Raw genomic sequence first — 26,698 nt, 5'->3', positions numbered from 1 at the left:
TAAAATTTTCTTTTGGCTCTGCAAACATTTTTTAAAATTTATTCTATTAAATTACTAATCTATTTACAAAACAGTTGCAATCCGCCTAAAATATAAAGTTCTGTTAAGCGTTTCCTAAAAAAACTAAGGTTAAAGTATTTTTATTACTAAATTCGCACACGTTATATAACTGAAGAAATTTTATGAGCACATTCAACTTTACCAAGTGGAATAAAATATTAGGGTGGATCGTTTTTGTTATCGCTTTATGCGTTTACACAATGACGGTAGAACCTACTGCTAGTTTTTGGGATGCAGGAGAATACATTGCTACTTCCTCTAAATTACAAGTTGGTCACCCACCAGGAGCACCATTGTTTCAAATGATTGGAGCATTTGCTTCTGCTTTTGCATCAGACTCTACACAAATTGCATTAATGGTAAATATGACCTCTGCTTTTGCAAGTGCCCTTACCATTCTCTTTATGTTTTGGTCTATAACCATTCTTGTTAAAAAAGTGATTGTAAAAGATGAAGAATTAACAGAAGGTAAAGCAATGGCTATTCTAGGTAGTGGCTTGGTTGGAGCTCTAGCTTTTTCATTTACAGATAGTTTTTGGTTTAATGCTGTAGAGGCCGAAGTATATGCAATGGCCACCTGTATTTTATCCGTTCTTTTCTATCTCGGATTGTTATGGGAGCGAGATATGCATACCCCAAGAGGTAACAAATGGCTAATATTAATTTCTTTTATTGTTGGATTATCTTTCGGTGTTCATTTCATGGGATTACTCTCTATTCCTGCAATAGGATTATTATATTATTTCAAAAACTACAAAGAGATTACGATAAAAAACTTCATTATTGCCAATATTGTTGTTGTAGCCATACTATTGTTCATTTTTAAACTCTTATTACCATCAACACTTAAATTCTTTGGTGCAGCTGAAGTGTTTTTTGTTAATTCTATTGGTATGCCTTTTAACTCAGGAACTGTTATTGCTGGTTTAATTATCGCTACAGCTTTTTATTTAGGTATAAAATACACTCGTAAAAAAAACTACGTACAATTAAACACATTACTATTATGTATTATGTTTATCCTAATAGGGTTTTCTAGCTGGGTTATGTTACCAATAAGAGCAAACGCCGGAACTGTTATTAATGAAAACAATCCTAATAACGCAAGAGAACTTCTAGCATATTATAATTTAGAACAATACCCAGAGACCCATCTTTTTTACGGACCTCAATTTACTGAAATTTATGCAGGTCTGGATCAAAACAACCCTTATGAAGATGGCAAACCGAAATATGAAAAAGATCTTAAAACCGGAAAATATATTATAGTTAACGATTGGAAAAATGCAAAACAGAATCTTGATGATGCCCATAAAGCCATTTTACCAAGAATGTGGAGTACAGAGCATATTGCTAATTATATGGAATTTACCGGGCCAATTAAATTTACAATTAAAGCCGATTATCAAGGTGAAGAAGAATTACTTAATGCTGTTACTCAATTTAGAAGAGAATATGCCACCGGAAAATTAGATAATGATGATTATAATAAATTTCTACAATCATTCGGTAATTATATTGATGTAGAAAAACCTTCTTTTTGGGATAACGTAGTATATCTATTTGATTATCAAATAGGATATATGTACTGGCGTTATTTTATGTGGAATTTTGTTGGACGACAAGATGACAATCAAGGTAAACTTACCGATTTAGAAGGTAACTGGCTTAGTGGTATTAAATTTATCGATGAAGCTCGCTTAGGATCTCAAGACAACTTGCCTAGCGATGTTCTTAAAAATAAAGCTCGTAACACCTACTACTTCTTACCATTACTACTAGGACTAATTGGATTTGTATTTATGCTACAAAGAGATAAGAAAAAATTCTGGGCTTTGCTCATTTTCTTCTTATTTACAGGTTTAGCACTAAAAATTTATCTTAACGAAAGACCTTTTGAACCAAGAGAGCGAGATTATGCACTGGTAGGATCATTTTATGTATTTGCCATTTGGATAGGGTTTGGGGTATATGCTTTGTTTGATTTACTTAAAAAGTATCTGCAACCCAAAATACTTGCCCCTTTAGTTACCGTGGTTTGCTTATTAGCTGTACCTGTACTATTAGCAGCACAGAATTGGGATGATCACGATCGTTCAAATCGATATACAGCACAATCTATGGCAAAAATGTATTTACAATCTTGCCAGAAAGATGCAATATTATTTACGATAGGAGATAATGACACATTTGCATTATGGTATGCACAAGAAATTGAAGGTTACCGCACAGATGTTAGAACTGTAAATACAAGCCTTTTTGCAACAGATTGGTATATAGATCAAATGAAAAAGGCCGCATATGAAGGAAAACCTATCCCTTCTCAGTTAACTCATGAATTCTATCGATTCGGAAATAATGATGCTATTTACCACAAACCCGTAACTTCTGACACCATGCTTATCAAAAATTGGATGAGATGGATAGAAACTGATGATCCCCGAACTAAAGGAGATTTACAGAGTGGTAAAAAAGTGAATACATTTCCTACTAAACATATACGAATTCCTGTAGATAAAGAAGCTGTACTTAGAAATGGTATCGTAGCTCAAAAAGATGCAGATCTTATTGTACCTTATATTGATATCCATCTCAAGGGAGATTTATTATTTAAAAATCGCCTTTTAATGTTAGATATCATTGCCAATAATAATTGGGAAAGGCCTATATATTTTACCGGAGGAAGTTATGGAGATGATGATTTCTTATGGATGAAAGATTATCTTCAATTAGACGGAGTTACCTTCAAATTAGTTCCGATTCGCACTAAGGTAAACCCACGAAATCCTTTTGAAATGGGTAGAATAGACACAGATCTCATGTATAAAAATGTGACTAGTTGGGATTGGGGAAATAGTAATGATCCAAATATATATCATGATCCGGAAACCAGAAAAAATGCAATTACATATCGCAGCAACCTAGCAAGACTTGTAGAAGTTTTAATCCAGGAGAACAAAAAAGATAAAGCTAAGGAAATTCTTGATCTGGCAATGGATAAAATGCCAATTGAGTACTATGAGTATTACACTCTGGTAGAGCCCTATATCTCTGGTTATTATGAGATAGGAGAAAAGCAAAAAGCACGAGAACTTTGGACAAAACTCGCTAACAAATATCAAGAACAACTTACTTATTTTGGCAGCCTAGAGCTTAAAGATCAATATCGCTATGCCGAAGAGATTGTAACCAACGTAGAACGTTATCGTAGTGTAGTTGATTTATTACTAATCAATCAGGATCGGGAAATGGTAGAAGAAAAGGCAGATGAGTTTAACAGATATCTAAGACTGTTTACCCGACTCTATTCTGAAGATGAAGAATATGACGATGATGAAGCCATTCGCAAACAAGAAGAAGATCTGATTAAAGAGTTCCAAAATCAGGAAAAACCTTTAGATTCTTTGGACAGCATACCAAACTAATCATTAAAAGTGAGTCTTAAAAAGGCTCACTTTTTTAGTATACCCATGGCACAAATAATCCCAAATAAAACGCCTAAAATTATTAAACAGCTTTTCCCAAATTATACTTGGGATCTTTATACAGACAATGAAAAGAAGCTATATTTAACTTTTGACGATGGTCCCATACCAGATGTTACAGAATTTGTTTTGACACAGTTAAATCAATATAATGCTAAAGCAACTTTTTTTTGTATTGGTGACAACATTAGAAAACACCCTGAGGTTTTTAAACAGATTCTATCAGAAGGCCATACTATAGGTAATCACACTATGAATCATTTAAAAGCCTGGAAAACCAGTCTGGATACATATATCAACAATACTATAGATTGTCAAAATCTAATTCGGAAACATTCTCCCAACGAAGACATACAACAGATATTTAGACCGCCATATGGACAAATAAGCCAAACAAAATTTAAAGCACTAGAAAAGTTAGGGTATAAAATTATACTTTGGGATGTATTATCAAAAGATTGGGAACAAACAATATCTCCAGAAGAATGCTTACAAAATGTGATACAAAACACACAACAAGGAAGCATTATTGTTTTTCATGATAGTATAAAAGCTTCAAAAAACCTTACTGCCGTACTACCAGAAGTTTTAGACTATTTTACCAAAAGAGGATATGTTTTTGATACCATTAGGTTCTAAACATACTCTTTCATGAGACCTATTAGTGTATTAGCATCTTGCTCACCACTTTGTCTCCAAACCATTTCACCTTCTTTATAAATCATTAATGTAGGAAGTCCTTTAATACGTAAAGCTGTAGCCAACTCTTCATTTTTATCTACATCAATCTTTATAACTTTCCCTTTATCTCCAAGTGCTGCAGCTACATCCCTTAACACAGGGTGCATTGCCAGAGAGGGCTCATTCCATTCGGTAAAAAAGTCTAATAAAACAGGAACTTCAATACCTATTATATCTCCAAACTTTGACATGTTCAAAAACTTTTATGTTTGGGCCTTTTATAATCGACCATTAAACAGTTGTAAATATAACACTTTCTGTGAATTAAGCAGGCTTTGATCCTTTTCTCAATTCTATTACCGTAATCTCAGGCCATATACCAACCCGTCCCGGGAAAGCATGAAACCCAAAACCGCGATTTACATTCAGATATCTCCCCATTTCATCATACATACCCGCCCATTGCTTATACACATACTGCACTGGACTCCATCGCACAAATCCAGGAATTTCAATCCCAAATTGAAATCCATGAGTGTGACCACTTAATGTAAGGTGATAATGATCCGAATGTTTCTTTACTTCGTACTCCCAATGCGAGGGATCATGACTTAACAAGATCTTAAAATCTTCTTTAGCCACTTTTTCAGAGGCTTTTGTTAAATCACCAGCTTTCTTAAAATTATGACCCCAATTCTCTACTCCTACTACAGCAATACGCTCACCATCTTTTTCTACAAAAGTGCTATCATTAAGTAACAGATTAAAATCGATTTTAGTATGAACTTCCTTTATTGCCTCAAAATTTGCATCTTTTTCCTCCTGGCTGTTCCAGGTAACATATTCTCCATAATCGTGATTTCCTAAAACAGAATATTTTCCATACTCTGGCGTCTTAATACGTTTAAATGTATCAATCCAGTCATCCATTTCTTCTGCAATAGTATTCACAATATCCCCAGTAAACAATAATAGATCTGTTTCTTGTTCATTAATTAAATCCACTGCATATTCAATTTTAGCAGCATCATCAAAACTTCCAGAATGTATATCTGAAATTTGTGTAATCCGAAACCCATCAAATGCGGCAGGAAGGTCTTCAAAATGTAACACATGGCGTATTACTTTAAAATTGTATTTCCCTCTAAATATACCATGCAACAATCCACCAAGAGGTATTGCAGCAATACCCAGCGCCAATTGACTTATAAATTTTCTACGATCTGGAAAATACTGAGTGGCTGTACCTTCAAAAAAAGTATTCGTAAGATAATTATAACCTGCCACACACACTCTAATAATATCTTCACCAAATAAAAACAAAACCATAATTAACTTAGGCACCAAAGTGAGCAACAAAAGAGCACTAGCTCTTAATGTATATTTTGTTGGGCCGACACTGCGATCATAATTAGCAAAAATATAAATCACATAACCCAAAATAATCAAGGACAACGCCAAATATCCAATTTGCACCCATTGATTTCTGGTAATAGTTCGGATAGCCTGATACGCATAAGTTTCAACAAGTATATATAGAATTATAGGGATTAGCCAACGCATAATTTGTTTTACAGTTTTATTATTAAACAAAACTATCTCTCCTTTTTAATTTGAAGCTATTTTTTAAGTAAAAATTAACGATAAATGAAATTTTGTGATCAAAAAGCGTTAAAATCATGTCTTTATCCAGCATAAATCTTAACAATTTCTTTTAGAACTAAGATTTTTATTTGTAACTTCGTTTCATATTCCTTTTTAGGTCTTAATTATAGTTTAAAAAAATTATATACTATATATAAAAATTACTATCGTATTTATAGCAGTTGATACATTGTTATCAATTTTATTTTGGGGCGAAATGCCGTCAGTTTTTGACGGCATTTCTTTTTATATTTATTATAGTTTTTGACACTAATTTGATTAATCTTCTTTTTATATTGCATTTCTAAAAATTTAACTCATACCATGTCACAAAAACGTCTTTTTCTTCTGGATGCTTTCGCTCTTATTTTTCGAGGGTACTATGCACTTATTAAAAACCCGAGAATTAATTCAAAGGGGCAGGATACATCTGCAGTTTTAGGTTTTGTAAACTCTTTATTTGATGTTATAAAAAGAGAAAAACCAGATCATTTGGCTGTTGCATTTGACAAACAAGGGAGTAAAGATCGATTAGAAATTTTTCCTGAATATAAAGCCAATCGTGATGAAACTCCAGAAGCCATTAAAATTGCTGTACCTATAATTCAGGAAATATTAAAAGCCATGCACATTCCTATCATAGAAAGAGCAGGTGTTGAAGCAGATGATTTAATTGGTACTATCGCCAAACAAGCTGAAAAAGAGGGGTATCAAACTTACATGGTTACTCCTGACAAAGATTATGCACAATTAGTTTCCGAAAATATTTTCATGTATCGCCCTGCTAGAATGGGAAATGGAATCGAAATTTGGGGAATCCCAGAGGTGCAAAAGAGATTCGAGGTAGAACGACCAGAACAAGTTATTGATTACCTTGGTATGATGGGTGATGCTGTAGATAATATCCCTGGATTACCAGGGGTTGGTGACAAAACGGCCAAAAAATTTCTTGCAGCATATGGCTCTATGGAAGGTCTCTTGGCTAATACCGATAAGCTAAAAGGTAAAATGAAAGAAAAAGTAGAGGCAAATGCAGAATTGGGTCTCCTTTCTAAAAAACTTGCAACTATTATTCTGGATTGCGACGTAACTTTTAATGCCGATGATTATGAACTTACAAAACCTGATGCACAAAAAGTGCATACGATTTTTGAAGAGTTAGAGTTTAGAAGACTTGCGGATCAGTTTGTTAAGATTTTTTCGGGAGAAGCAACAACTACACCTACTCAGGCTGCAAGCAGTTCTACTACAAAAAAGAAAACAACACAAGCTGGAGCAGGTCAATTTTCATTATTTGGCGAAACCGAGGAATCTGGTGAAGCCGCTTCTTTTTCCAGTAGAAAAACAATTGCTAATACCGAGCATTTTTATCAAAGTATTGCTCCGGGAATGGCAATGAAATTATTCCTTCAAAATTTATTAAAACAAGAAAATGTTTGTTTTGATACTGAAACCACAGGCCTTAATCCATTAACTGCAGAGTTGGTAGGAATTGCTTTTTCTTGGGAAGCAGGAAAAGGTTTTTATATTCCTTTTCCCGAAGATCGCAACGAAGCACAAGAATTGATCGAGCAACTACGCCCCTTCTTTGAAGCCGAACATACCACAAAAATTGGCCAGAATCTAAAATATGATATCAAAGTTCTCGCAAAATATAATATCGAAGTCAAAGGAACATTATTCGACACGATGTTAGCACATTATCTCATTAATCCGGATATGAGACACAATATGGATGTACTTGCCGAAACCTATCTTAATTACACCCCGGTTTCTATTACTGAATTGATTGGCAAAAAAGGTAAAAACCAGCTATCCTTCAGACAAGTACCTATAGACAAACAAACCGAATACGCTGTAGAAGATGCTGATATTACTTTTCAGCTAAAAGAACATTTTGCTCCAGAACTTACTGAAGCAAAAACGGTTTCTTTATTTAATGATATTGAAATTCCGTTACTAAGAGTTCTAGCAGATATGGAAGTCGAAGGGATTAATTTGGATAAAAGTTTTTTACAATCCCTTTCTGAAGAACTAGATAGTGATATTAAAACATTAGAGCAAAAAATCTATACCGAAGCTGGAGAAGAGTTTAATATTGCCTCACCTAAGCAATTGGGTATTATATTATTTGAAAAAATGAAATTGGTAGATAAACCAAAAAAGACAAAGACAGGACAATATTCTACGGCAGAGGATGTACTATCGTATTTAGCCAAGGATCATGAAATTATACAAAATATATTAGATTTTCGTGGTTTATCTAAATTAAAAAGCACTTATGTTGATGCTTTACCAGCACAGGTTGATGAAAATACAGAGCGTGTTCATACAGATTATATGCAGACAGTAGCTGCTACCGGACGTCTAAGCTCTAATAACCCTAATTTACAGAATATCCCTATTAGAACAGAAAGAGGAAGACAAGTAAGAAAAGCATTTGTTCCCAGAAATGAAGAATACACACTACTAGCAGCGGATTACTCTCAGATAGAATTAAGGATTATTGCAGCTTTAAGCAAAGAAGAGACCATGATTGAGGCTTTTAAACACGGTGAAGATATTCACGCTTCAACAGCCGCCAAAGTCTTTAATGTTCCTATAGAAGAAGTTAGCAGAGAGCAACGTGGTAATGCAAAAACGGTAAACTTTGGTATTATTTATGGTGTTTCGGCTTTTGGATTAAGTAACCAAACCAGTCTTTCGCGAAGCGAAGCCAAAGAATTAATCGACACGTATTACAAAACCTACCCAAAGCTACGTAACTATATGAGTGAGCAGGTAGATTTTGCAAGAGAAAATGGCTATGTACAAACAGTTTTAGGAAGACGCCGATATCTAAAAGATATTAATTCTGCTAATGCAATTGTTCGTGGCGCAGCTGAACGAAATGCAGTAAATGCTCCTATTCAAGGAAGTGCAGCTGATATTATCAAGATCGCAATGATCAATATTCATAAAAAACTGAAAGAAGGAAATTACAAGACTAAAATGCTACTTCAGGTTCATGATGAATTGGTATTTGATGTTTTCAAACCCGAATTAGAAAACATCAAAACTTTAATCAAAACCGAAATGGAAAATGCCTACACTTTAGAGGTACCATTAGATGTAGATCTTGGATTAGGTAACAACTGGCTAGAAGCGCATTAACCTATAACCTATTGTGCATTTGAGATTTTTTAATTCGGAATTCTCGATAGTTCTGCTGAGCTTGCCAAAGTACAATTTCTCTTCATATCATCTCGAGCGTAGTCGAGAGGGTATTCTGAAAAACCACTCAATTTGATGGATTTCAAAATCAAATTCTTAGATAAAATTCATGTTTCTGCATGAAATTCTAAATAAAAATGTTAATTTATTGACATTTTGTCAATATCATATAGTATTTAACTGTTATTTTGACACTCATGCTATATTGCTACTAATCAGTAGTGTATGTGTGTTTTTGATGTATTGATAGTGTAAGTCTTTGTCTTTGGAATAAAACTTGACCCATTACTGATGACATGAATTTTTAAATAGGATGAACCCATTGTGCATTTAGAAATTAATAGCATAAAAAAGCGTCAATTCGAGTGTTTTGTCGTAATGGAATGGAGGCAAAATGTATCGAGAATAGTTTTTTTTAAGCTAAAACCCTATTCTCGATACACTTCTCCTAAAGTCGAATCACTCCTTTAGACTTGCATAATTATATTTATTGAAATAAAAAAGAGCAGAACTTAAGTACACTAATAACACTCAGAAGGGTAAACTTCATAGTTCGATTTAGACTTAAGTTCTTTCTTTCATCAACAATCTCTAATAGAAATTCGGGATTTTAAGCCCATTATCAAGGAGTCGAGTTATGATGAAAATGCTCTTTTCATTCAGAGAGGTAAAATTATGAAAAGTATTTATTTAGGAATTGACATTAGTAAAAAAACATTAGATATTTGTTTAGTTGATCAGAAATCAGAAGCATTCTTTAAGATTGAAAATAAAATCAAAGCGATTAAAAAACTCTTTAAGCAGATAACTACTTTAGATGCTGAGATCTTTATTGCAATGGAAAATACTGGTCTTTATAATTATAATTTATATGAAGTTTTGAAGGATTATTCATTTAATGTTTATGTGATCGATCCTAAGCACATTAAACGAAGCATCGGTTTAGTTCGTGGTAAGAATGATAAAGTTGATGCTAAGCGCATTGCTACTTTTATTGAAAGGAACTATCAAGATTTTGATTGCTGGAAGCCCACAAGTGAGGCTGTACAAAATATAAAAATACTGATGAGCCAACGTAGACATAAGGTAAAAACTAGACAGGCTATTAAACAACAAAATAAGGAGCTTAAAACAGTTAAAAGGACTAAAATAATAAGTTCCTCAATGAAAATCAATTTAAAAGAAATTGAGCAGATTAATAAACATATAGCGGCTATAGAAAAATTGATTAAAGAGGAGATAGCTAATGATTCTGTTTTGGAAAAGGACATAGAACGTATCAGAACTATACCAGGAATAGGATCAGTTACAGCTTGGACTTTAGCTGTGAAAACTGATGGTTTTGTGCGATTGACTAATCCGAGAAAACTAGCTTGTTTTGCTGGCGTTGTTCCATTCGAACAACAAAGTGGAACAAGTCTAAAGACAAAACCAAGAGTATCAAAAATGGCGGATATGCAACTTAAATCCGTGCTCCAAATGGCAGCTATGAGAGCAGTAAGAATGGATAACGATCTTAAACACTTTTACTTGAGAAAAGTAGAAGAAGGTAAGAACAAAATGAGTGTACTCAATGCTGTTAGAAACAAACTAATACATATCGCAATGGCATTAATAAAAAACAAATCTTTTTATGAAAACCGTTTGGTATTGTCATAGAAATCGAATTGACGGATTATAGTTAAAAAATATCTAAATGCACGCAAATATAAGATGAATATGTCGATAAGCTTTAAACTAATAGCAGGAAAGAATCTGGGAGATGCTACAGCTATCCCAAAGCATTATGCTTTGTTGGTAAATAAAGATGTAAGAGAGACTACTATCCCAAAAGAGATAACTCTGGCATTAATCAAACAAACAAGAATTCGGTATCGCTCAAGTATAGAATTAAGCAACATACTTAAGACACTTCGATTTAAAAAGATGCGTGAGTGAGTATGTAGTTTAAGGCTACAAAATAAAAATACCCAAAACTCACCTAAGAAGCCGTTTTTTTTGGTCTAGACGACCAAAAACACCACTCAAAAACACCTTTTTAAAGCATAAAATGGCTCAAAATACCTCTAAAAAAACAGGTTAATACACGCTCTTTTTTACATCAAAAATTAATTAAAACGCAATGATTTTTTCGAGGATTTTTAGCGATAGTTGTCATCTTATCTTCACTTGATAAACAATCCTTTTTTCACTTCAATCAAAAAAAATAAATCAGGTATTAAAAAATATGGACAAACTACAGGTTTCTGTAGGTATATCATTTTGAAGTGTTTTAGCTTCGTCTTGGATATATACTCTAAGAAGTGATTTGATAAAGAATACAAAATCTTAGCATTTTATCATACCCAGTCCCGAAAAATGAAACTGACAGTACTTAATTTTGTAGTGTATCGTGTAAGAATCTTGAAAAAAATTCTTACATACTATAAAAAATGATACCATTTAACGAATATTTAAAAACTAACATAGATAAAAGGGGGTTATCCCCTATTGTATAAAAAACAATACCTTATTTTGTAGTAATATTAAGACTATATTTTGTCACCATATTAAAATATAATCAACCCAAAAAACAAGATGTAACTATGGCTTTGCAAACGGAAACAAAAATATACCTCTCTGGCACACCCTTGCTATCGTATAAAGATTTAAAGTTAGTACAAAACATAGACTCATCTCACGAATTAGAAATTGTATGTAGAACCAATGTTATTGAGAAACTATCAGAAGAACTCATAGGAGATAGTAAAGACTATATAGGGGGTATTATCACTGTACAGATTAGTGCAGCTTCTGGATTTGGTGAGTATAGAGAACTAGAGTTTAAAGGAGTAGTTACCGGATTAAAAGCCACCAAAGGCTATGAACGTGCCAGTGGAGATTTGATAACCCTAGTAGCCAAAAGCCCATGCTTTCTATCAAACGTAGCAAATCACTATGCTTCCTATAGTGATATGGGGTTAGCAGAAATTTTGCAAGACACTTTTAGAGACTATGATCAAGGTAAACTAGAAACCAATTTTGCTCCTGTATCATCAGAAACGTTGGTTTATAAAGTTCAACATAATGAATCAGATTTCAGTTTTGCATCAAGATTAGCTTCCTATCATAATGAGTGGTTTTACTACAATGGTAAGCAACTTATATTTGGCAGACCTAGCAACGAAGAAACAGAACTTACTGATGGTGTAGACCTAAAAGAGTTTAATGTAGCGTTAATCGTAGGAGCTAACAACAGCACCTATTTTACCAATGATTACCTTACCGATCAAGTACACCAAAAAAACAGTGCCAATATTGCCATCCCATCAGAAGGGTATCATGGATTTATGGATAGCAAATCACAAGAACTCTTTGGCAAAAACACACAGGTCTATCACAATACCTATGATGACCCTAGTATAAAATCCAGATTAGACACCCAAGTAGAACAACATGCAAAAGCAAAGAGCATGAAAAGAGTAATCGCTAAGGGAAGTAGTGATAACCCAGGAGTAAACCTTGGTGAAGTCATAAAAATAAAGGGATATGGCAGCTATAGAATAACCAGCGTTACCCATACCAATACCGAAAACGGTACATATATCAACAATTTTGAGGCGGTAGACGCCAATTTTGATGCTTATCCCAAGATGGATATGCACAATTACCCAAAAAGTGAAATCCAGATGGCTACAGTGGTAGAAAATAATGATGTTGATGGGATCGGGAGAATAAAAGTGCAATTTCCCTGGCAAAAAGCTTTGGGAGAAACCACCCCTTGGTTACGTATGCTCACTCCCCATGCAGGAGCAGATAAAGGATTTCACTTCATACCAGAGGTGGGAGAACAAATAGCCGTTGGGTTCGAAGGCGGTAATGCAGAACAACCATTTGCAATAGGAGCCTTATACACGGGTACTGCAAAACCCGATAGTTGGCAAACTGATGCCAATGATATAAAGGCAATTCGTACAAGAAGTGGTCATACAATAGAACTTAATGATACTAATGGTGCAGAAATGATTACCATTACCGATAAAAACAGTAATATCATTCGTATTGATACCGCTAACAGCAATATCGAGATTTCTGCAATGGAGAACATGACCTTGAATGCCAAAAACATTGAGATCAATGCTTCAGAAGAAATTAAAATGAATGCAGGTACGAATATGATTACTCGAGTGACAGAAGATCTCTCAGTAAATGCTAAAAATGCAACAGAAGTGATAGAAGAAAATAAAACGTTGTTAGCCAAAGAAATTTTAGAAAATGCCGATAAGATACGTGTTGAAAGTGCAAAAGATAGTATGGAACTAGTTAGTGGAAAACAAGTAGATATTCAAGGAAGTGAAAATGTAAAACTTTTTTAGAAGTGAATCTCTCCTATAAACTTTATGATTTACTAATTTTATACAAATGATGGAACAATTAATTTTTGGTGGATTTTATGACCTAAATCATGAAGTAGATATACTACATACTAGAAATTATGGTGTAACTATACAGCTTCATCAGAAAAAACAATTAGATCAAATTCGGTTTCGGATCAAAATGACATGCTCTAAAAAAGCTGAAAATTGGATGTGGGAGGTTACTCTTGATAAAACAGCACTCTATCTAAATGATAAAATCCCAAACTCTTTCAAGCAACGCCTAGATGTAGACTTTGGCACTACTGTTTTATATCCAATTAGTATATGGGTAACTCCGTCTGGAATTATTAAAGATATTAGTGACACATCATTTTCAGCAATAATAAATCGTTTTAAAACATTTAAAAAAAAGACGCTCCAAGAAAATTCTGGAGCAAGTATTGAACAATATGTACTTAGTTTAGAAAAAGGAATAGCATCCAAAAAAAAAATAATCCGGCATCTTACGTTTGATTGGTTTTGGGCATTATATTTTGCTCCTATATACGACGCAACAGCAAAAAAACTTACAATGCCTTTGCAAACTAATTCTCCTAGAGCATCATATAATGGAGATATCATAGAGAAAACAGAATTGAGTTATTATAATACCAGACAACTTACATTTGATGGTAAGGTTTCTAAATCTTATTTCGAACAATACCCATCTAAAAAAAAGTATAAGGCAGGAATAAAACTCTGTTATGATTTTGATTCTGATACTGGTATTATTGCTAATATCACTTCTGATCAATCCATTATGGAAAAACAAAATATAATACAACGGATACTAGTAAATGTAGATCATTTACCCGAAAGAAATGCCATGAAAAGTTTACTAGACAAGGAAGAAGATACACAAAAACCTACTTTTAAGGACAAGGTATTAAAATGGTGGAACGTTTAAACCAATTTATATGAGCAAGAAAGAACATTTAGTCTGTCACAGTGCACAATGTAATTGTCAGTTTGGAGATTTTCCAGACATCCTACAAGTAAGCACTCAGAAAAAACATTATATCAATGATACCAATGGAGCACAAAAACTAATTGCCACCCATATGGAACTAGGGCAACCATTTACAGCGAACACTTTTGGGCAATGCAAATTACAACCTACAGGGAGTAGTTTTAAACCTTGTCAGCCCATGATTACTGCTTGGGATGGGTTTTATGACAAAGTGCAAATTGTTGAAAACGGAGGATATCCATTGTTAGAAAGTAGTAAAGCTACTTGCGCAATAGCAGGCTCACCTTGTGTAAGCATTATCATGCATGGACAAGTAGCGGTGCCTGGTGCTAGTAATTTTGAAGAAACACCCGAAGACCAAACTATTGTACAACAACTTAATCCTATACCCACAGCTAATACCAAATCAGCAAAAAAAGAACTCGAGTTTCGGGTTATATAACGTATTTATATGTATTGAAAACTCAATATCAATTAATAAGAATAGAAAAAACACAAGATCACTGCAACCAATTTGCTTAAAATCAAGGGTATGAAATCATCAAATAAACAACATAACTTTCAAGTAATTACCACCTATCAGGATCAAGTTGTTGAAAACAATACACTACGCCTAGATTTTGATACGATTAGTTCGGCTACCATACATCTAGAGATTACAGATGCCTATATTAAAAATGATCCTTCACTTTTTGAACAGATAGAATGGGTTATTATCGAAAATAATATTCGTGTGGATGAGGATGATTATACTGGTGGGCAAAAAGCAGAATTAAAACTCTATAAAGAGCAAGCAGGCGCTCATGATGCACCTTCATATATAGACATACAGGTTGTACACCTTTATAAAGGTATTGTAGACACAGTACGTATAGAATTGGTGGCTACTCCACGTATCACAGAAGCATCTTGGGTTGACCCCGATACATTAGATACCATTACCGAAACAAAATTCAACACATTTGTAGGTATTGAACTCAATGGAGAAGCGATTCAGGGCATTCCATTAACAGTAGATGTATGCTTAGAGGATAATGATCAAATTATAGATCATTTTACAGCAACAAAAGATCGTAGTCTTTATAATATAGAATTAAATAAAAAATGGCATGCTCGTCATCACATCTTTTTTAGTGTAGTCAAAAAAACATATCTTATTATTTCGTATTTAGGACACGATGGTACAAGAGTCATTTATAATGGTAAAGAACAAAATAACCTGTTAACCATAGATGGCAAAAAAATAAGCAGAGAACCGCTGGTAGTACCCGAAACTTTAATGAATGTAACCGTAGGTACAGATCCTTATTTCACGCAACGATACGAGCCTTGTAAATATCAAACGATCTCTTATACCTTTGCAGAACAACCTACCGTTACTATTTTTGAAGAAAGCGATCAATCTACAGACACTCCTCATAGACAACCTAATATAGCGGTTCAAGTAGGTGCTCATAAAAAACCTTTGGTAATCGAGGTGTCTGGACATAATGAAGACACTAAATGTTCTGCTGTAGAACGTGGCGAAGAAGCCCATTCTAAACGAATTATTAATATAGAAGAAATTCCAGAAAAATACATTACTCAATACGAAGGAAACAAGGTATCTTTTACCCCATATTATCCCTATAAATATCTAGATGATAATCAAAAAGTTAAACAATCTAACTATCTAGATTTTTTGTGGGACTATTTTATACCCCCCAATACTACAGAGTTATCGATCCCTATAGAGACCTGTCGGTATGCAAAAAACGTAGCGGTAGAAATAGCTCCAGATATAGCTTGGGCTGCGCATTTTCAGCTCATGCTAGACCCTTCGCAATTAGAAAAAAAACCGGATGCGTTAGAAATTGCCCACAAAAAAGAGATGTATTTTAGAGAGATTGATGCCATTACCTTACATAAAGGGATTGATAATCTTATAGAAAAATATAGACCAGAAATAGAAAAAATAAGCGGTTTTTTTATACTACCCTATATTCCTTCTGTAGCCCCCTTTAGTTCGATTAAAGAATTTATAGCGAGTGTTATGCTTGATTATATCAAAGGCTTAGGATCGTGTATGGGTATAGGTATACATACGTATTACAATGAAGATGGAGAAAATAGAGAAATCATCTCGTATACAGATCGCTACCCACAAATAGGTAATGTTATATTTAGTGTTATTATAGCAATAATCGTTATTGTAGATATTCTGATACTCATCTTTTCGGGAGGATCATCGGCGGCAGCTAGACTTGGTTTTAAAGTGAGTGCAAAGACAATTAGAGGAGCCAAAGCAATTCAGAGAATAGAAGATGTTTATGATAAAATCGAACGCAAAACCGAACATAGCGTTTTTGAAGTCGCATGGCCGATTATTACACGCTCGATCGGTAAAGGATATAAGGTGTATCCTGATGGTAGTAGTGGTTATAATTATGAACTAAAACTTAGTGCCAACCCTATATTTGGGCTTATGGCAAGGATAGAAGGACATATCGGGGATACCATATTAACCGTTACAGGGGTAAGTAGCATATTTTCCATGGCAAGAACTGGTATTGGTTGGTGGGGAAAGTTTAAACGATTAAAACGCTTTAAAAATAACAAAGAGCTTGCTAAGCGTGCTTTTAAAATCGAGCGAAGCAAGGGTAAGAATGTGGTATCTAGCGGTATAAAAGGAGCCAAAGCCCTTAATAAAAAAGGACACCGTAAACTTATAAGCCCTGGCGATATTATCATTATCTTAAACAGGATGGAAAATAATCTTGCAGATAAAGCAAAAAAATATGCTAAAGAATTGGGGCAAGAACTAGAATATTACTTATCTATAGAAGGAGTATACAAAGCCCAGTTTACAGTAGATTTTAATATCCCAGATGATGGCATACCTGTTATAGAAATGAAAAACAAACTACCCAGTGGCGAAATAGCAACCAGTAGTTTAGATAATAATAAAAAAACGGTATCCTATAGCCGAAAAAAAAGCATCGATGCCTTTGCTTTTGTAAAGGTAAATAGTAAGTTTACCTTTACAACCGATTGGATAGAACCCTATATCCCAGAATGGCTAGGGGTAAAAGAAAGTGATTATAAAAAAGGGCAGGCAAAAACACGTATGGGCGTGGATGGTAATGTAGAAGCCATGCTACAAGGGGGGATATCCTTTGAACGAAAATACGGTATCGATAATGACCTTAATCCCTACTACCAGGATATCACCCACTTTTCGGGTATTGCAGGAAGGTATTCATATAGTTTAAAGAAAGATGAGAAGGATGAGAATGATTGGGAGGATGAAGAAGAAAAAAATAGTGAGAATAAAGATAAAAAAAGTTTTGAATTAAAGGGAGAAAACCCACAACTGGTACTTATGGAGCCCTTTGATATCGAAAGTAAAAAAGTATACCTCTTTAAACAAGAAGATCTCACAAAAGGAATATAATTATGAAAATAATAGCATTCGCGTTAATCATTGGCTTAGTCGCCTGTAAACAAACCAACAACGGTCCACAATCATCGACAGTAAAAAAACAAGCACACCCCATGGCAGTAACAGATCAAATTAACATACAAGACATTACCTCAGACAATATTGTAGAAGCTATTCATGCCAAAGTACAACGGTATAAAGAAGAACCAATGTATTACTTGCGTATTGGCAAAGCAAACTGTCTCATAGAAATCTTAGTAAATGATTTCCCTGCATATAAAAGCTATGAATTATCGAATTTAGCGAGTCCACTACGGATTAATAGTAAGATTTTAAAATCAGGAACACAAACCGTTACGGTACGTATGTATCCTGTGGGGGATTTGATCAAAGAAGAATATGAGCATGGGGAGACCATAACCCAACTAGGCGATGCCTCTGCAGTAAGCATCACGGTAACCCAGATCGATAAGCAAAGTGAGATGGACTTTGATGATGAGCACGAGGTCATGAAACACCATAGCCCTACTACAGATACCGAGGGCGAAGTATTTGCAGGTAGCGGCCTTCCTTTTTATGAATATAGTTTTGAGTTTGAGGCAGAGGTGCCCTATGACCTTAGTGAGAACTCCTGGGGCAATGCTGCTGATTTGAAAGTGGTAAAACAGCAATATCTAGAAGAGGAAGCCCTTACTTATTATCGTACATTTTTACAAGAGTTTAAAAAAGGAAATAAGGATTATATTGCTAAAATGTATTTTGAATCTATATTCAGACAGGCCCAAACCTATTATAACAGTAAAGATGAAACTAAAGAAATGTGGGATGAAGAGTTAGAGTTATTAAATAACCCTACTATAGAACCTCAACCTATAAAAGATTATGAACTAGTGTTGTATGCTGGGGGGGGGGTTTGTCAATTACGTCATAAGAACCCTAGTGACAAAAGGTTAAGAAATAAAAGTTCGGCTTGGTTTTTATATAAAAGAGATGGTAGAAAAAAAGCGATGTTTTATGGTCTCTATCTATATTGCCCAAAAAAAGAATTTAAAAAACGAAATCTAAAATTAAAAATGGCGTAATGGGGGTTATAAAGGTTTGGTGTACTTATTTTTCGGTATTGTCTTGTGTTACTGCACTAGATCATAAAAAACAAACACAACCCATGGCAGTAACAGATCAAATCAACATACAAGACATCACCTCAGACAATATTGTAGAGGCTATTCATGCTAAGGTACAACAGTATAAAGAAGAACCCATGTACTATTTACGTATTGGCAAAGTAAACTGCCTTATAGAAGTGTTGGTAAATGATATGCCTGTTTATAAAAGTTATGAATTATCGAATTTGGCAAGTCCTTTACGGATTAATAGTTCGATTCTAAAATCAGGAATCCAAACCGTTACGGTACGTATGTATCCTGTAGGGGATTTGATCAAAGAAGAATATGAATATGGGGAGACCATAACCCAACTAGGCGATGCCTCTGCGGTAAGCATCACAGTAACCCAGATCGATAAGCAAAGTGAGATGGATTTTGATGATGAACATGAGGTGATGAAACACCGTAGCCCTACTACAGATGCCGAAGGTGAAGTATTTGCAGGTAGCGGTCTTCCTTTTTACGAATATAGTTTTGAGTTTACCGCAGAAGTACCCTATGATTTGAGTGAGAACTCCTGGGGTAATGCTGCGGATTTACAACAGCTGAAACCAACCTATCTAGAAGAGGAAGCTCTTACCTATTATCGTACATTTTTACAAGAGTTTAAAAAAGGAAATAAGGATTATATCGCCAAAATGTACTTTGAATCTCTATCTGTTCAGGCTCAAACCTATTACCATAGCAAAGATGAAATACAAGAAATGTGGGATGAAGAATTAGAGTTGTTAAATAACCCTAGTATCGAACCTCAACCTATTAAAGATTATGAACTGGTGTTGTATGCAGGAGGGGGGGGTTGTTTATTTACGTCTTAAGACAAAGGAAGATTTATTTTACAGGAATAAATGTGCAGGTTGGGTAAAATATACAAGAGATGGGGTGGAAAGAGGAAACTTCTTTGGTCTCTATCTATATTGCCCAAAAAAAGATTTTAAGAAACGAAATCTAAAACTAAAAATGGCGTAATGGGGGTTATAAAGGTTTGGTGTACTTATTTTTCGGTATTGTCTTGTGTTACTGCACTAGATCATAAAAAACAAACACAACCCATGGCAGTAACAGATCAAATTAACATACAAGACATCACCTCAGACAATATTGTAGAAGCTATTCATGCTAAGGTACAACAGTATAAAGAAGAACCCATGTACTATTTACGTATTGGCAAAGCAAACTGCTTAATAGAAGTATTAGTAAATGATTTTCCTGTATATAAAAGTTATGAATTATCGAATTTGGCGAGCCCATTACGGATTAATAGTAAAATTTTAAAATCAGGAACACAAACCGTTACGGTACGTATGTATCCTGTGGGGGATTTGATCAAAGAAGAATATGAGCATGGGGAGACCATAACCCAACTGGGTGATGCCTCTGCGGTAAGCATCACGGTAACCCAGATCGATAAGCAAAGTGAGATGGACTTTGATGATGAGCACGAGGTCATGAAACACCGTAGCCCTACTACAGATGCTGAAGGCGAAGTATTTACAGGTAGCGGTCTTCCTTTTTATGAATATAGTTTTGAGTTTACCGCAAAGGTACCTTATGATCTGAGTGAGAACTCCTGGGGGAATGCGGCAGATTTACGAAAAGTAAAACCAGCCTATCTGGAAGAAGAAGCGTTGAAGTATTATCAAACTTTTTTAAACGAGTTTCAAAAAGGAAATAAGGATTATATCGCACAAAAACTTTTTCATTCTTATTTAATTCGGTCACAGACATATTATAGAAGTAAAACTGAAATACAAGAATTGTGGAATGAAGATTTAAATTTATTAGATAACCCATCTATTGAAACGCAACCAATAACTAATTATGAATTGATATTTTATTCAAGGGGGGGGGTTGTCAATTACGTCATAAGAATCCTATTGATACAAGGTTACGAAATAAAAGTTCGGCATGGATCTTATATAAAAAAAATAATAGAAAAAAAGCAATGTTTTATGGTCTCTACTTGTATTGCCCTAAACAAAAATTTAGCAAACGAAACCTAAAACTAAGGAAAGCATAGTGGGGATTATAAAGGTTTGGTGTACTTGTTTTTTGGTATTGGCATGTGTTACTACATCTGATCATAAAAAACAAGCACAACCTATGGCAGTAACAGATCAAATTAACATACAAGATATTACTTCTAAAAATATCGTAGATGCTATTTCCTTTTTTATCCTTCGACATTGATACTTCTGATGTTTTGTTTTTTGTTTTGATCGGAGGTATGATCTTATACGGTGTTCTTAAAAAGAAAAAACCAAGTACTATCGAAACTCTTGAGGTTTCTAAAATAAGTGAATCACCTAATGGATTATGTAAGATAAAAGGACGTATACTAGCTATTGATAAGATAGGGTCACCTATAACAGAAACTAAATGTATTGGTTATAGTTATAGCCAATTATCCTATCGTTACGGTGGAATAAGAAGAGCGAAAGGAAGAAAAAAATGGAGAACTTATAGAACTGAATCTAAAAGTACTGATTTCTATATCGAAGATTCTACAGGGAAAATAAAAGTAAATGCTAGAGGCATTTCTATACAAATAAATGTAAATAGAACAGAAAAAAAACTATCCAGAACGTTACTTGACGTAGAAAATTTATTGTTAGAAGACGGTACAGAATATATTCTTACAGGTACAGTCATTAAGAATAAAGATGGTAGTTTGGAGATCATAAAAAACGAAAAAGATAAGGAACTGGTTATAATGGATAAAGCCTTGTATGAATTTGTTTATGAAGATATTCCTTTTATGAAAAAAAAAGCAAGCTTTTTTATATTGTTTTTAGTGATTTGTGTACTATGTTTTATCATTTACAAATCTATTTCTAATTAATATGGGATTAGATGATATCTTAAAGTGGATTGAAGATCATAATATGCACAAAGGTGTATTAGTTATAATATTTACTTTTGGAAATATAAGTTTAGGCATTATATTGAGTGTTTTTTGTTATTTTCTTAAACCAATAAAAGTGCTCTATAACACATTAGGAGCTATTTCTACAGGCACATTAATGGCTGCTTTTGTAAACCTACTACTATTAGGCATTCTTCTTGGTATAGACTTGACTACCGAGGTTATTTTATACAGTGGTATTTTTATTTCAATAGCATGTTATGCTTTTTGTCTGCATTATGCCGATAGATTGTGGAAAATTGGTAAAATTCATGATAGGAAATAAACCATTGTTAAAGAAAAAACAACTAAACTAGAGCCTTAAATTATTATAACGTAAGAATGAAATACATACTCTTATATAGTTTATCATTAGTCACTATTGTTTCTTGTGGGCAAAAAAACACAAAAACAGCAATGACACAATATACGCAACAAGACATTTTAGACCTGCATAAAACTGTAGAACAGTACACAAAAGATCACCTCTCAGAAATAAAAAGAAATTAGAATTTCAGATGATGTAGTCTATGGATATTATACATCAATTTATAGTACAATGGTTTGTGGTGTTTGGTTAGGGTCTAGAAAAGCATAACATTAATAATAAATGAATCATCTATTTATTCCATTTAATCTATTAAATCTTTAATCAAAACCGAAATAGAAAATGCTTATATCTTAGAAGTTCCTTTGGATGTGGGTTTAGAGTTAGAGAGCAATTGGTTGGAAACCCATTAAATCTTAAAGCTCAACAAATAAGTTCTGATCCTTTAGCTTTTTACAGATTCGGGACCTTATTATATGTTATATTTGCAAATATTTTAAAAAAATAACATAGAACGCTTAACTGGTTAATCACTAATTTTCGTTTGCTATTCACAAAAACCAAAATGAGAAAAATACTATTTGTAATCACCTTGGCATATACTTCTCTTTTCTATTCTCAAACTAATTTAATTCAAAACGGAGAATTATTTGATTGGGATTTTGAGGGAACACCTTTAAACTGGACAATAGAAGGTAATGTTACTCAAAGTTTTGATGAATCTACAATTGGGGGAACAAGTGCGTTATTTGTTCACGGAACCACTACTCCTAAACTAATTGTAAAAAACTTACAGTTAGATGCCTCAAAAACATATCGAATTAGTTTCGATTATAAAATTAAAACTGCCTCTACGCCTTTTAATGATCAACAATTAGTTAGTTATCAATATAGTCCAAGTGTTTTCGGTGGGAGTAGTTCTGGCGGGGGTACACCTGCTCAAAACTTTGAATGGAATTCATTTACTCAAACAATCACTCCTTTTACTACCGAAGGATATGATATAGAAATATTCCTTGATTATTTCGGCAACGAACCTTTTGAAGTATATATAGACAACATTAGATTATTCGATGTTGACGAATCAACACGAGAGAGGGATGCATTAATTGCATTATATAATGCCACCGACGGCCCAAATTGGCAAAACTCTTGGAATCTTAATACCCGCATGGATAGGTGGAGTGGTTTGGTTTTTGATGAGAACAATCATGTTGTCCAACTAAATTTATTTGCTAAACGACTCAAAGGAAATATTCCTGCTGAAATAGGAAACCTAATCCATTTAAAAACAATAAGGCTGATGACCAATGAACTTTCGGGACCAATTCCCCCGGAAATTGGAAATTTAGTCAATTTGGAGTATTTATATTTAGAGCGAAACTTATTTACAAGTATCCCAAATGAAATTGGTAATCTAACTAAGCTAAAAATCATATCACTTTATTTTAATGAATTAGAAGGAAATATACCAGTGGGAATTGGCAACCTATCCAATCTTGAATCTATTAACTTATCTGGAAATAAACTATCGGGTACAATACCGGTCAAAATTAAAGACTTTTCCTCTTTATCTCTTTTTAACATCAGTAACAACAAATTTGTTTTTGATGATTTTGAAAATGAATTTAGCACTTATAACACCTTAGATATTTTTAGCTATTCACCACAGGCACGTGTTGATGCTTCTGAAACCATTGAATTAATACCAGGCGATGAAATCACTTTAGCAGTAACAGCTACAAGTAGTATAAATAATAAATATAGATGGAGAAGAGATAATTCTGATCTAGTTGACCAAACAAATCGAACATTGGTTATACCCAATGCCTCAAATGCTGATTTAGGTCGTTATACCTGTTTTATAACAAACGACAAGGTACCAGGGCTTACATTGCAAAAGAATTTTACGCAAATTGTTCGGTATGTTCCACAGATACAAAAAGACGCACTAATTGCTTTATACAATGCTACAAACGGACCAAATTGGGTTAATCCCTGGGATTTGACAGCCGATGTAAGTACCTGGCATGGTGTATTTCTTGATGATTCAAAAAATGTACAGGCGATAAGTTTGACAAATAATAATTTAACAGGTACACTACCAGAAGAAATAGGCAATCTTACATTCTTAGATTTTTTACAATTAAATGAGAATCAATTATCTGCCACTATACCTACAATAATAGGTAACCTTACAAATCTTAAAACCTTAAATTTATCAGACAATCTACTATCTGGAGAAATCCCTATTGAATTATTTAGTTTGACAAAACTAAACAATCTTACTATATATGGAAATCAATTAGAGGGATCAATACCAGCTCAAATCGGAAACCTAACTGAGCTTCGTCTTTTAAAGGTATCCAAAAACAAGTTATCAGGTAAAATCCCTACAGAAATTAAAAATCTTACAAAGTTGACTGTTTTTGGTATTTCTGAAAACCACTTCGTTTTTGAAGATTTTGAGGATGATTTTAACCACTACAATGGATTGACAACGTTTCAATATGCTCCGCAAGCAAACATTAACACTCAACAAACTGCTACTACCGAAGAAGGAGCTTCTTATATATTCGCGGTACGAGCTACAACAAGTCCAAATAACATATATCAATGGCGTAAAAATGGAGTGAATATTTCTGGAGCCAATGATGATTTTTACAATATCCCAAGAACAAATTCTTCTCATGTAGGAGTTTATGATTGTATAATCACTAATCGTACAGTAACCAATTTAGAAATCAGAAAAGAACCTGTAACACTTAATGTACAATTTACCGATACAGATAATGATGGAGTAAGTGATAGTATTGATCTGTGTCCAGGTACTTTTCCTAAAGAAGCTGTAAACAGTGATGGTTGTGCACAAAGTCAATTAGACAATGACAAAGATGGAGTTACAAATGATTTAGATCTGTGCCCGGATACACTTATAGACGATGTTGTGGACACTAATGGGTGTTCTAGATTTCAATTAAACCCAATTAATCCAGAAGATATAGAAATTCTGGTTACTAGCACGTCATGCCCTGATGTTTCTAATGGTAAAATTAAAATTTCATTCAAAAAAGATTACACCTATACGGTTACACTATATGATAGTGATAACAATACTTCAAGCTATGACAATATTGATTTCAAAACTGATCTTGTAATTGATGATCTCTCTGAAGGGAAATACCAATTATGCATAGCAGTTTTAGATAATCCATATTATAACGATCTTCAATGTTATAACACAATAGTAAAAATGCCAGAGAGCATGAAGATTTTGAATACCAAAATTGATGATCAAAATAAAACTGCCTTTTTTGAAGTTTCTGGAAGTAAATATTACAAAATAGAACTAAATTCAAAAAGTTATGAATATCACTTCATAGATACTAACAAAAAAGAAGTGATTATAAAGCTTGAAAATGGATTAAATGAGATTGAGATAAAAACTAATAAAACTTGCCAAGGAAAATTTAACACCGTTATTGGCAACAATCAAGTTGTTTTTTATCCACAACCCGCAAAGGATTACTTAACTATTTCTGGCTTAACAAACTCGAAAACATCCTTAGTAATAAGAAATCTTACCGGAAACGTAGTGTTATCCTCTACTATTACTTCTCAAGACTCTAAATATAACCTACCCATAGATAATCTAGCTACAGGAATGTATCTAGTAACAATTACCACAAAGAACAAAAGAACAAACATAAAAATGTTAAAACAATGAGATTAACTACATATATACTTATTCTAATAACTCTAGTAGTTCAGGCTTGTAACACTAGCGATGATGTAGCAAATCTTGGTTCAGAATTAGGAGATTTCAATTTAGTTTTTCCTGAAAACGGCAAAATATGCACAGAAGGAACGAACGTTTCTAATGACATAGTTTCTATCCCTTTTAGATGGTCGACATCTAATAATGCAACATCATACAAGATAGAAGTTATAACTCAAAAAAAAGAACAAAAATTTGAAGCTACTGTTACTACAAATTCTATTGAAATTGATATCCCAAAAGGAGATCAATTTACCTGGAATGTAATAGCGGTAAAAGAATCTAGTTCAAAACAAAGTAATGAAACTTGGAGTTTTTATTCAGAAGGCATGACGACTTCAGATCACATTCCATTTCCCGCTACAATTACTTTGACAGACAATAAGGACAGTACCATAACTATCCTTTGGGAGGCATCGGATATAGATAATGATATCGACAAATATGAAGTATATATAGACACCTCTAAAAGCACATCAACTCTAATCAAAACAACAGAGAATACTACCCTTAAGTACCCCATTGATTATGACACTATCTATTATATTCAAATTATAACTTTAGATAAAAAAGGAAACAGTTCTATATCCAAGAAAGAATTTAAATTTACCAACAATTAGGTTAAAATCATGAAGTAAACAACCTGTTCG

Annotated in this window: 19 protein-coding genes; 17 read left to right on the top strand and 2 right to left on the bottom strand. The window is 33.7% G+C overall.

Translation table 11 applies throughout. The annotated features are described in order from the left end of the window. The first annotated feature begins 182 nt into the window (after positions 1 to 182). Both ATE84_RS07050 and ATE84_RS07045 read left to right on the top strand, forming a co-directional pair. Positions 183 to 3,485 (top strand): DUF2723 domain-containing protein, encoded by a 3,303-nt coding sequence (locus ATE84_RS07050; protein WP_101447070.1) that lies wholly within the window; start codon positions 183 to 185, stop codon positions 3,483 to 3,485. Positions 3,486 to 3,530: 45 nt separating this feature from the next. Next, positions 3,531 to 4,184: a polysaccharide deacetylase family protein gene (locus ATE84_RS07045; protein ID WP_101447068.1), complete on the top strand. Its 654-nt coding sequence runs from the start codon at positions 3,531 to 3,533 to the stop codon at positions 4,182 to 4,184. Here the strand turns inward: ATE84_RS07045 and ATE84_RS07040 are convergent. Continuing rightward, a complete protein-coding gene (locus ATE84_RS07040) occupies positions 4,181 to 4,477 on the bottom strand; it encodes a co-chaperone YbbN (protein WP_024772315.1) in 297 nt (98 codons plus the stop codon). The two genes, ATE84_RS07045 and ATE84_RS07040, sit on opposite strands and share 4 nt — an antisense overlap. A 73-nt stretch (positions 4,478 to 4,550) precedes the next feature. Continuing rightward, positions 4,551 to 5,792 (bottom strand): metallophosphoesterase, encoded by a 1,242-nt coding sequence (locus ATE84_RS07035; protein ID WP_233195905.1) that lies wholly within the window; start codon positions 5,790 to 5,792, stop codon positions 4,551 to 4,553. Positions 5,793 to 6,194: 402 nt separating this feature from the next. Between ATE84_RS07035 and polA the strand changes: the two genes are divergently transcribed. The 15 genes from polA (at position 6,195) to ATE84_RS06965 (ending at position 26,668) form a co-directional block, all read left to right on the top strand. Further along, positions 6,195 to 9,023, top strand: coding sequence for a DNA polymerase I (gene polA / locus ATE84_RS07030; protein ID WP_101447064.1), 2,829 nt, complete (start codon positions 6,195 to 6,197; stop codon positions 9,021 to 9,023). Between the two features lie 735 nt (positions 9,024 to 9,758). Beyond that, on the top strand, positions 9,759 to 10,742 hold the full coding sequence (locus ATE84_RS07025) for an IS110 family transposase (protein ID WP_101445330.1): 984 nt from the start codon (positions 9,759 to 9,761) through the stop codon (positions 10,740 to 10,742). 60 nt (positions 10,743 to 10,802) lie between these two features. Then, positions 10,803 to 11,021: a hypothetical protein gene (locus ATE84_RS07020; protein WP_101447062.1), complete on the top strand. Its 219-nt coding sequence runs from the start codon at positions 10,803 to 10,805 to the stop codon at positions 11,019 to 11,021. 647 nt (positions 11,022 to 11,668) lie between these two features. Then, positions 11,669 to 13,438: a type VI secretion system Vgr family protein gene (locus ATE84_RS07015; RefSeq protein ID WP_101447060.1), complete on the top strand. Its 1,770-nt coding sequence runs from the start codon at positions 11,669 to 11,671 to the stop codon at positions 13,436 to 13,438. Between the two features lie 46 nt (positions 13,439 to 13,484). Next, positions 13,485 to 14,387 carry a hypothetical protein gene (locus tag ATE84_RS07010; protein ID WP_143273588.1) on the top strand — a complete coding sequence of 301 codons (903 nt, stop codon included), beginning with the start codon at positions 13,485 to 13,487 and terminating at the stop codon, positions 14,385 to 14,387. A 10-nt stretch (positions 14,388 to 14,397) separates the two neighbouring features. Beyond that, a complete protein-coding gene (locus ATE84_RS07005; protein ID WP_101447056.1) occupies positions 14,398 to 14,892 on the top strand; it encodes a DUF4280 domain-containing protein in 495 nt (164 codons plus the stop codon). A gap of 90 nt (positions 14,893 to 14,982) precedes the next feature. Continuing rightward, the gene (locus ATE84_RS07000) at positions 14,983 to 17,883 is read left to right on the top strand and encodes a hypothetical protein (RefSeq protein WP_101447054.1); all 2,901 of its coding nucleotides are present in this window, start codon (positions 14,983 to 14,985) and stop codon (positions 17,881 to 17,883) included. Between the two features lie 2 nt (positions 17,884 to 17,885). Further along, complete coding sequence (locus ATE84_RS06995) at positions 17,886 to 18,953, top strand: hypothetical protein (protein ID WP_101447052.1); 1,068 nt, start codon at positions 17,886 to 17,888, stop codon at positions 18,951 to 18,953. Then, a complete protein-coding gene (locus tag ATE84_RS06990) occupies positions 18,953 to 19,855 on the top strand; it encodes a hypothetical protein (protein WP_233195759.1) in 903 nt (300 codons plus the stop codon). Before ATE84_RS06995 ends, ATE84_RS06990 begins: the two co-directional genes overlap by 1 nt. 150 nt (positions 19,856 to 20,005) lie before the next feature. Then, positions 20,006 to 21,040 (top strand): hypothetical protein, encoded by a 1,035-nt coding sequence (locus tag ATE84_RS06985; protein ID WP_101447050.1) that lies wholly within the window; start codon positions 20,006 to 20,008, stop codon positions 21,038 to 21,040. Between the two features lie 155 nt (positions 21,041 to 21,195). Further along, the gene (locus ATE84_RS06980) at positions 21,196 to 21,879 is read left to right on the top strand and encodes a GIDE domain-containing protein (protein WP_101447048.1); all 684 of its coding nucleotides are present in this window, start codon (positions 21,196 to 21,198) and stop codon (positions 21,877 to 21,879) included. A 1-nt stretch (position 21,880) separates the two neighbouring features. Continuing rightward, positions 21,881 to 22,228 (top strand): hypothetical protein, encoded by a 348-nt coding sequence (locus ATE84_RS06975; protein ID WP_101447046.1) that lies wholly within the window; start codon positions 21,881 to 21,883, stop codon positions 22,226 to 22,228. Between the two features lie 56 nt (positions 22,229 to 22,284). After that, a complete protein-coding gene (locus ATE84_RS26070; protein ID WP_158237200.1) occupies positions 22,285 to 22,452 on the top strand; it encodes a hypothetical protein in 168 nt (55 codons plus the stop codon). Positions 22,453 to 22,835: 383 nt separating this feature from the next. Further along, a complete protein-coding gene (locus ATE84_RS06970) occupies positions 22,836 to 25,997 on the top strand; it encodes an immunoglobulin domain-containing protein (RefSeq protein ID WP_101447044.1) in 3,162 nt (1,053 codons plus the stop codon). After that, entirely contained in the window at positions 25,994 to 26,668 is a 675-nt protein-coding gene (locus tag ATE84_RS06965) for a fibronectin type III domain-containing protein (protein WP_101447042.1), read from the top strand. The genes ATE84_RS06970 and ATE84_RS06965 overlap by 4 nt, the downstream gene beginning before the upstream one ends. The last annotated feature ends 30 nt before the right edge of the window (positions 26,669 to 26,698 follow it).

The organism is Aquimarina sp. MAR_2010_214, from assembly GCF_002846555.1.
Taxonomy (GTDB): Bacteria; Bacteroidota; Bacteroidia; order Flavobacteriales; family Flavobacteriaceae; genus Aquimarina.
This window is presented reverse-complemented; position numbering and strand designations above follow the sequence as displayed.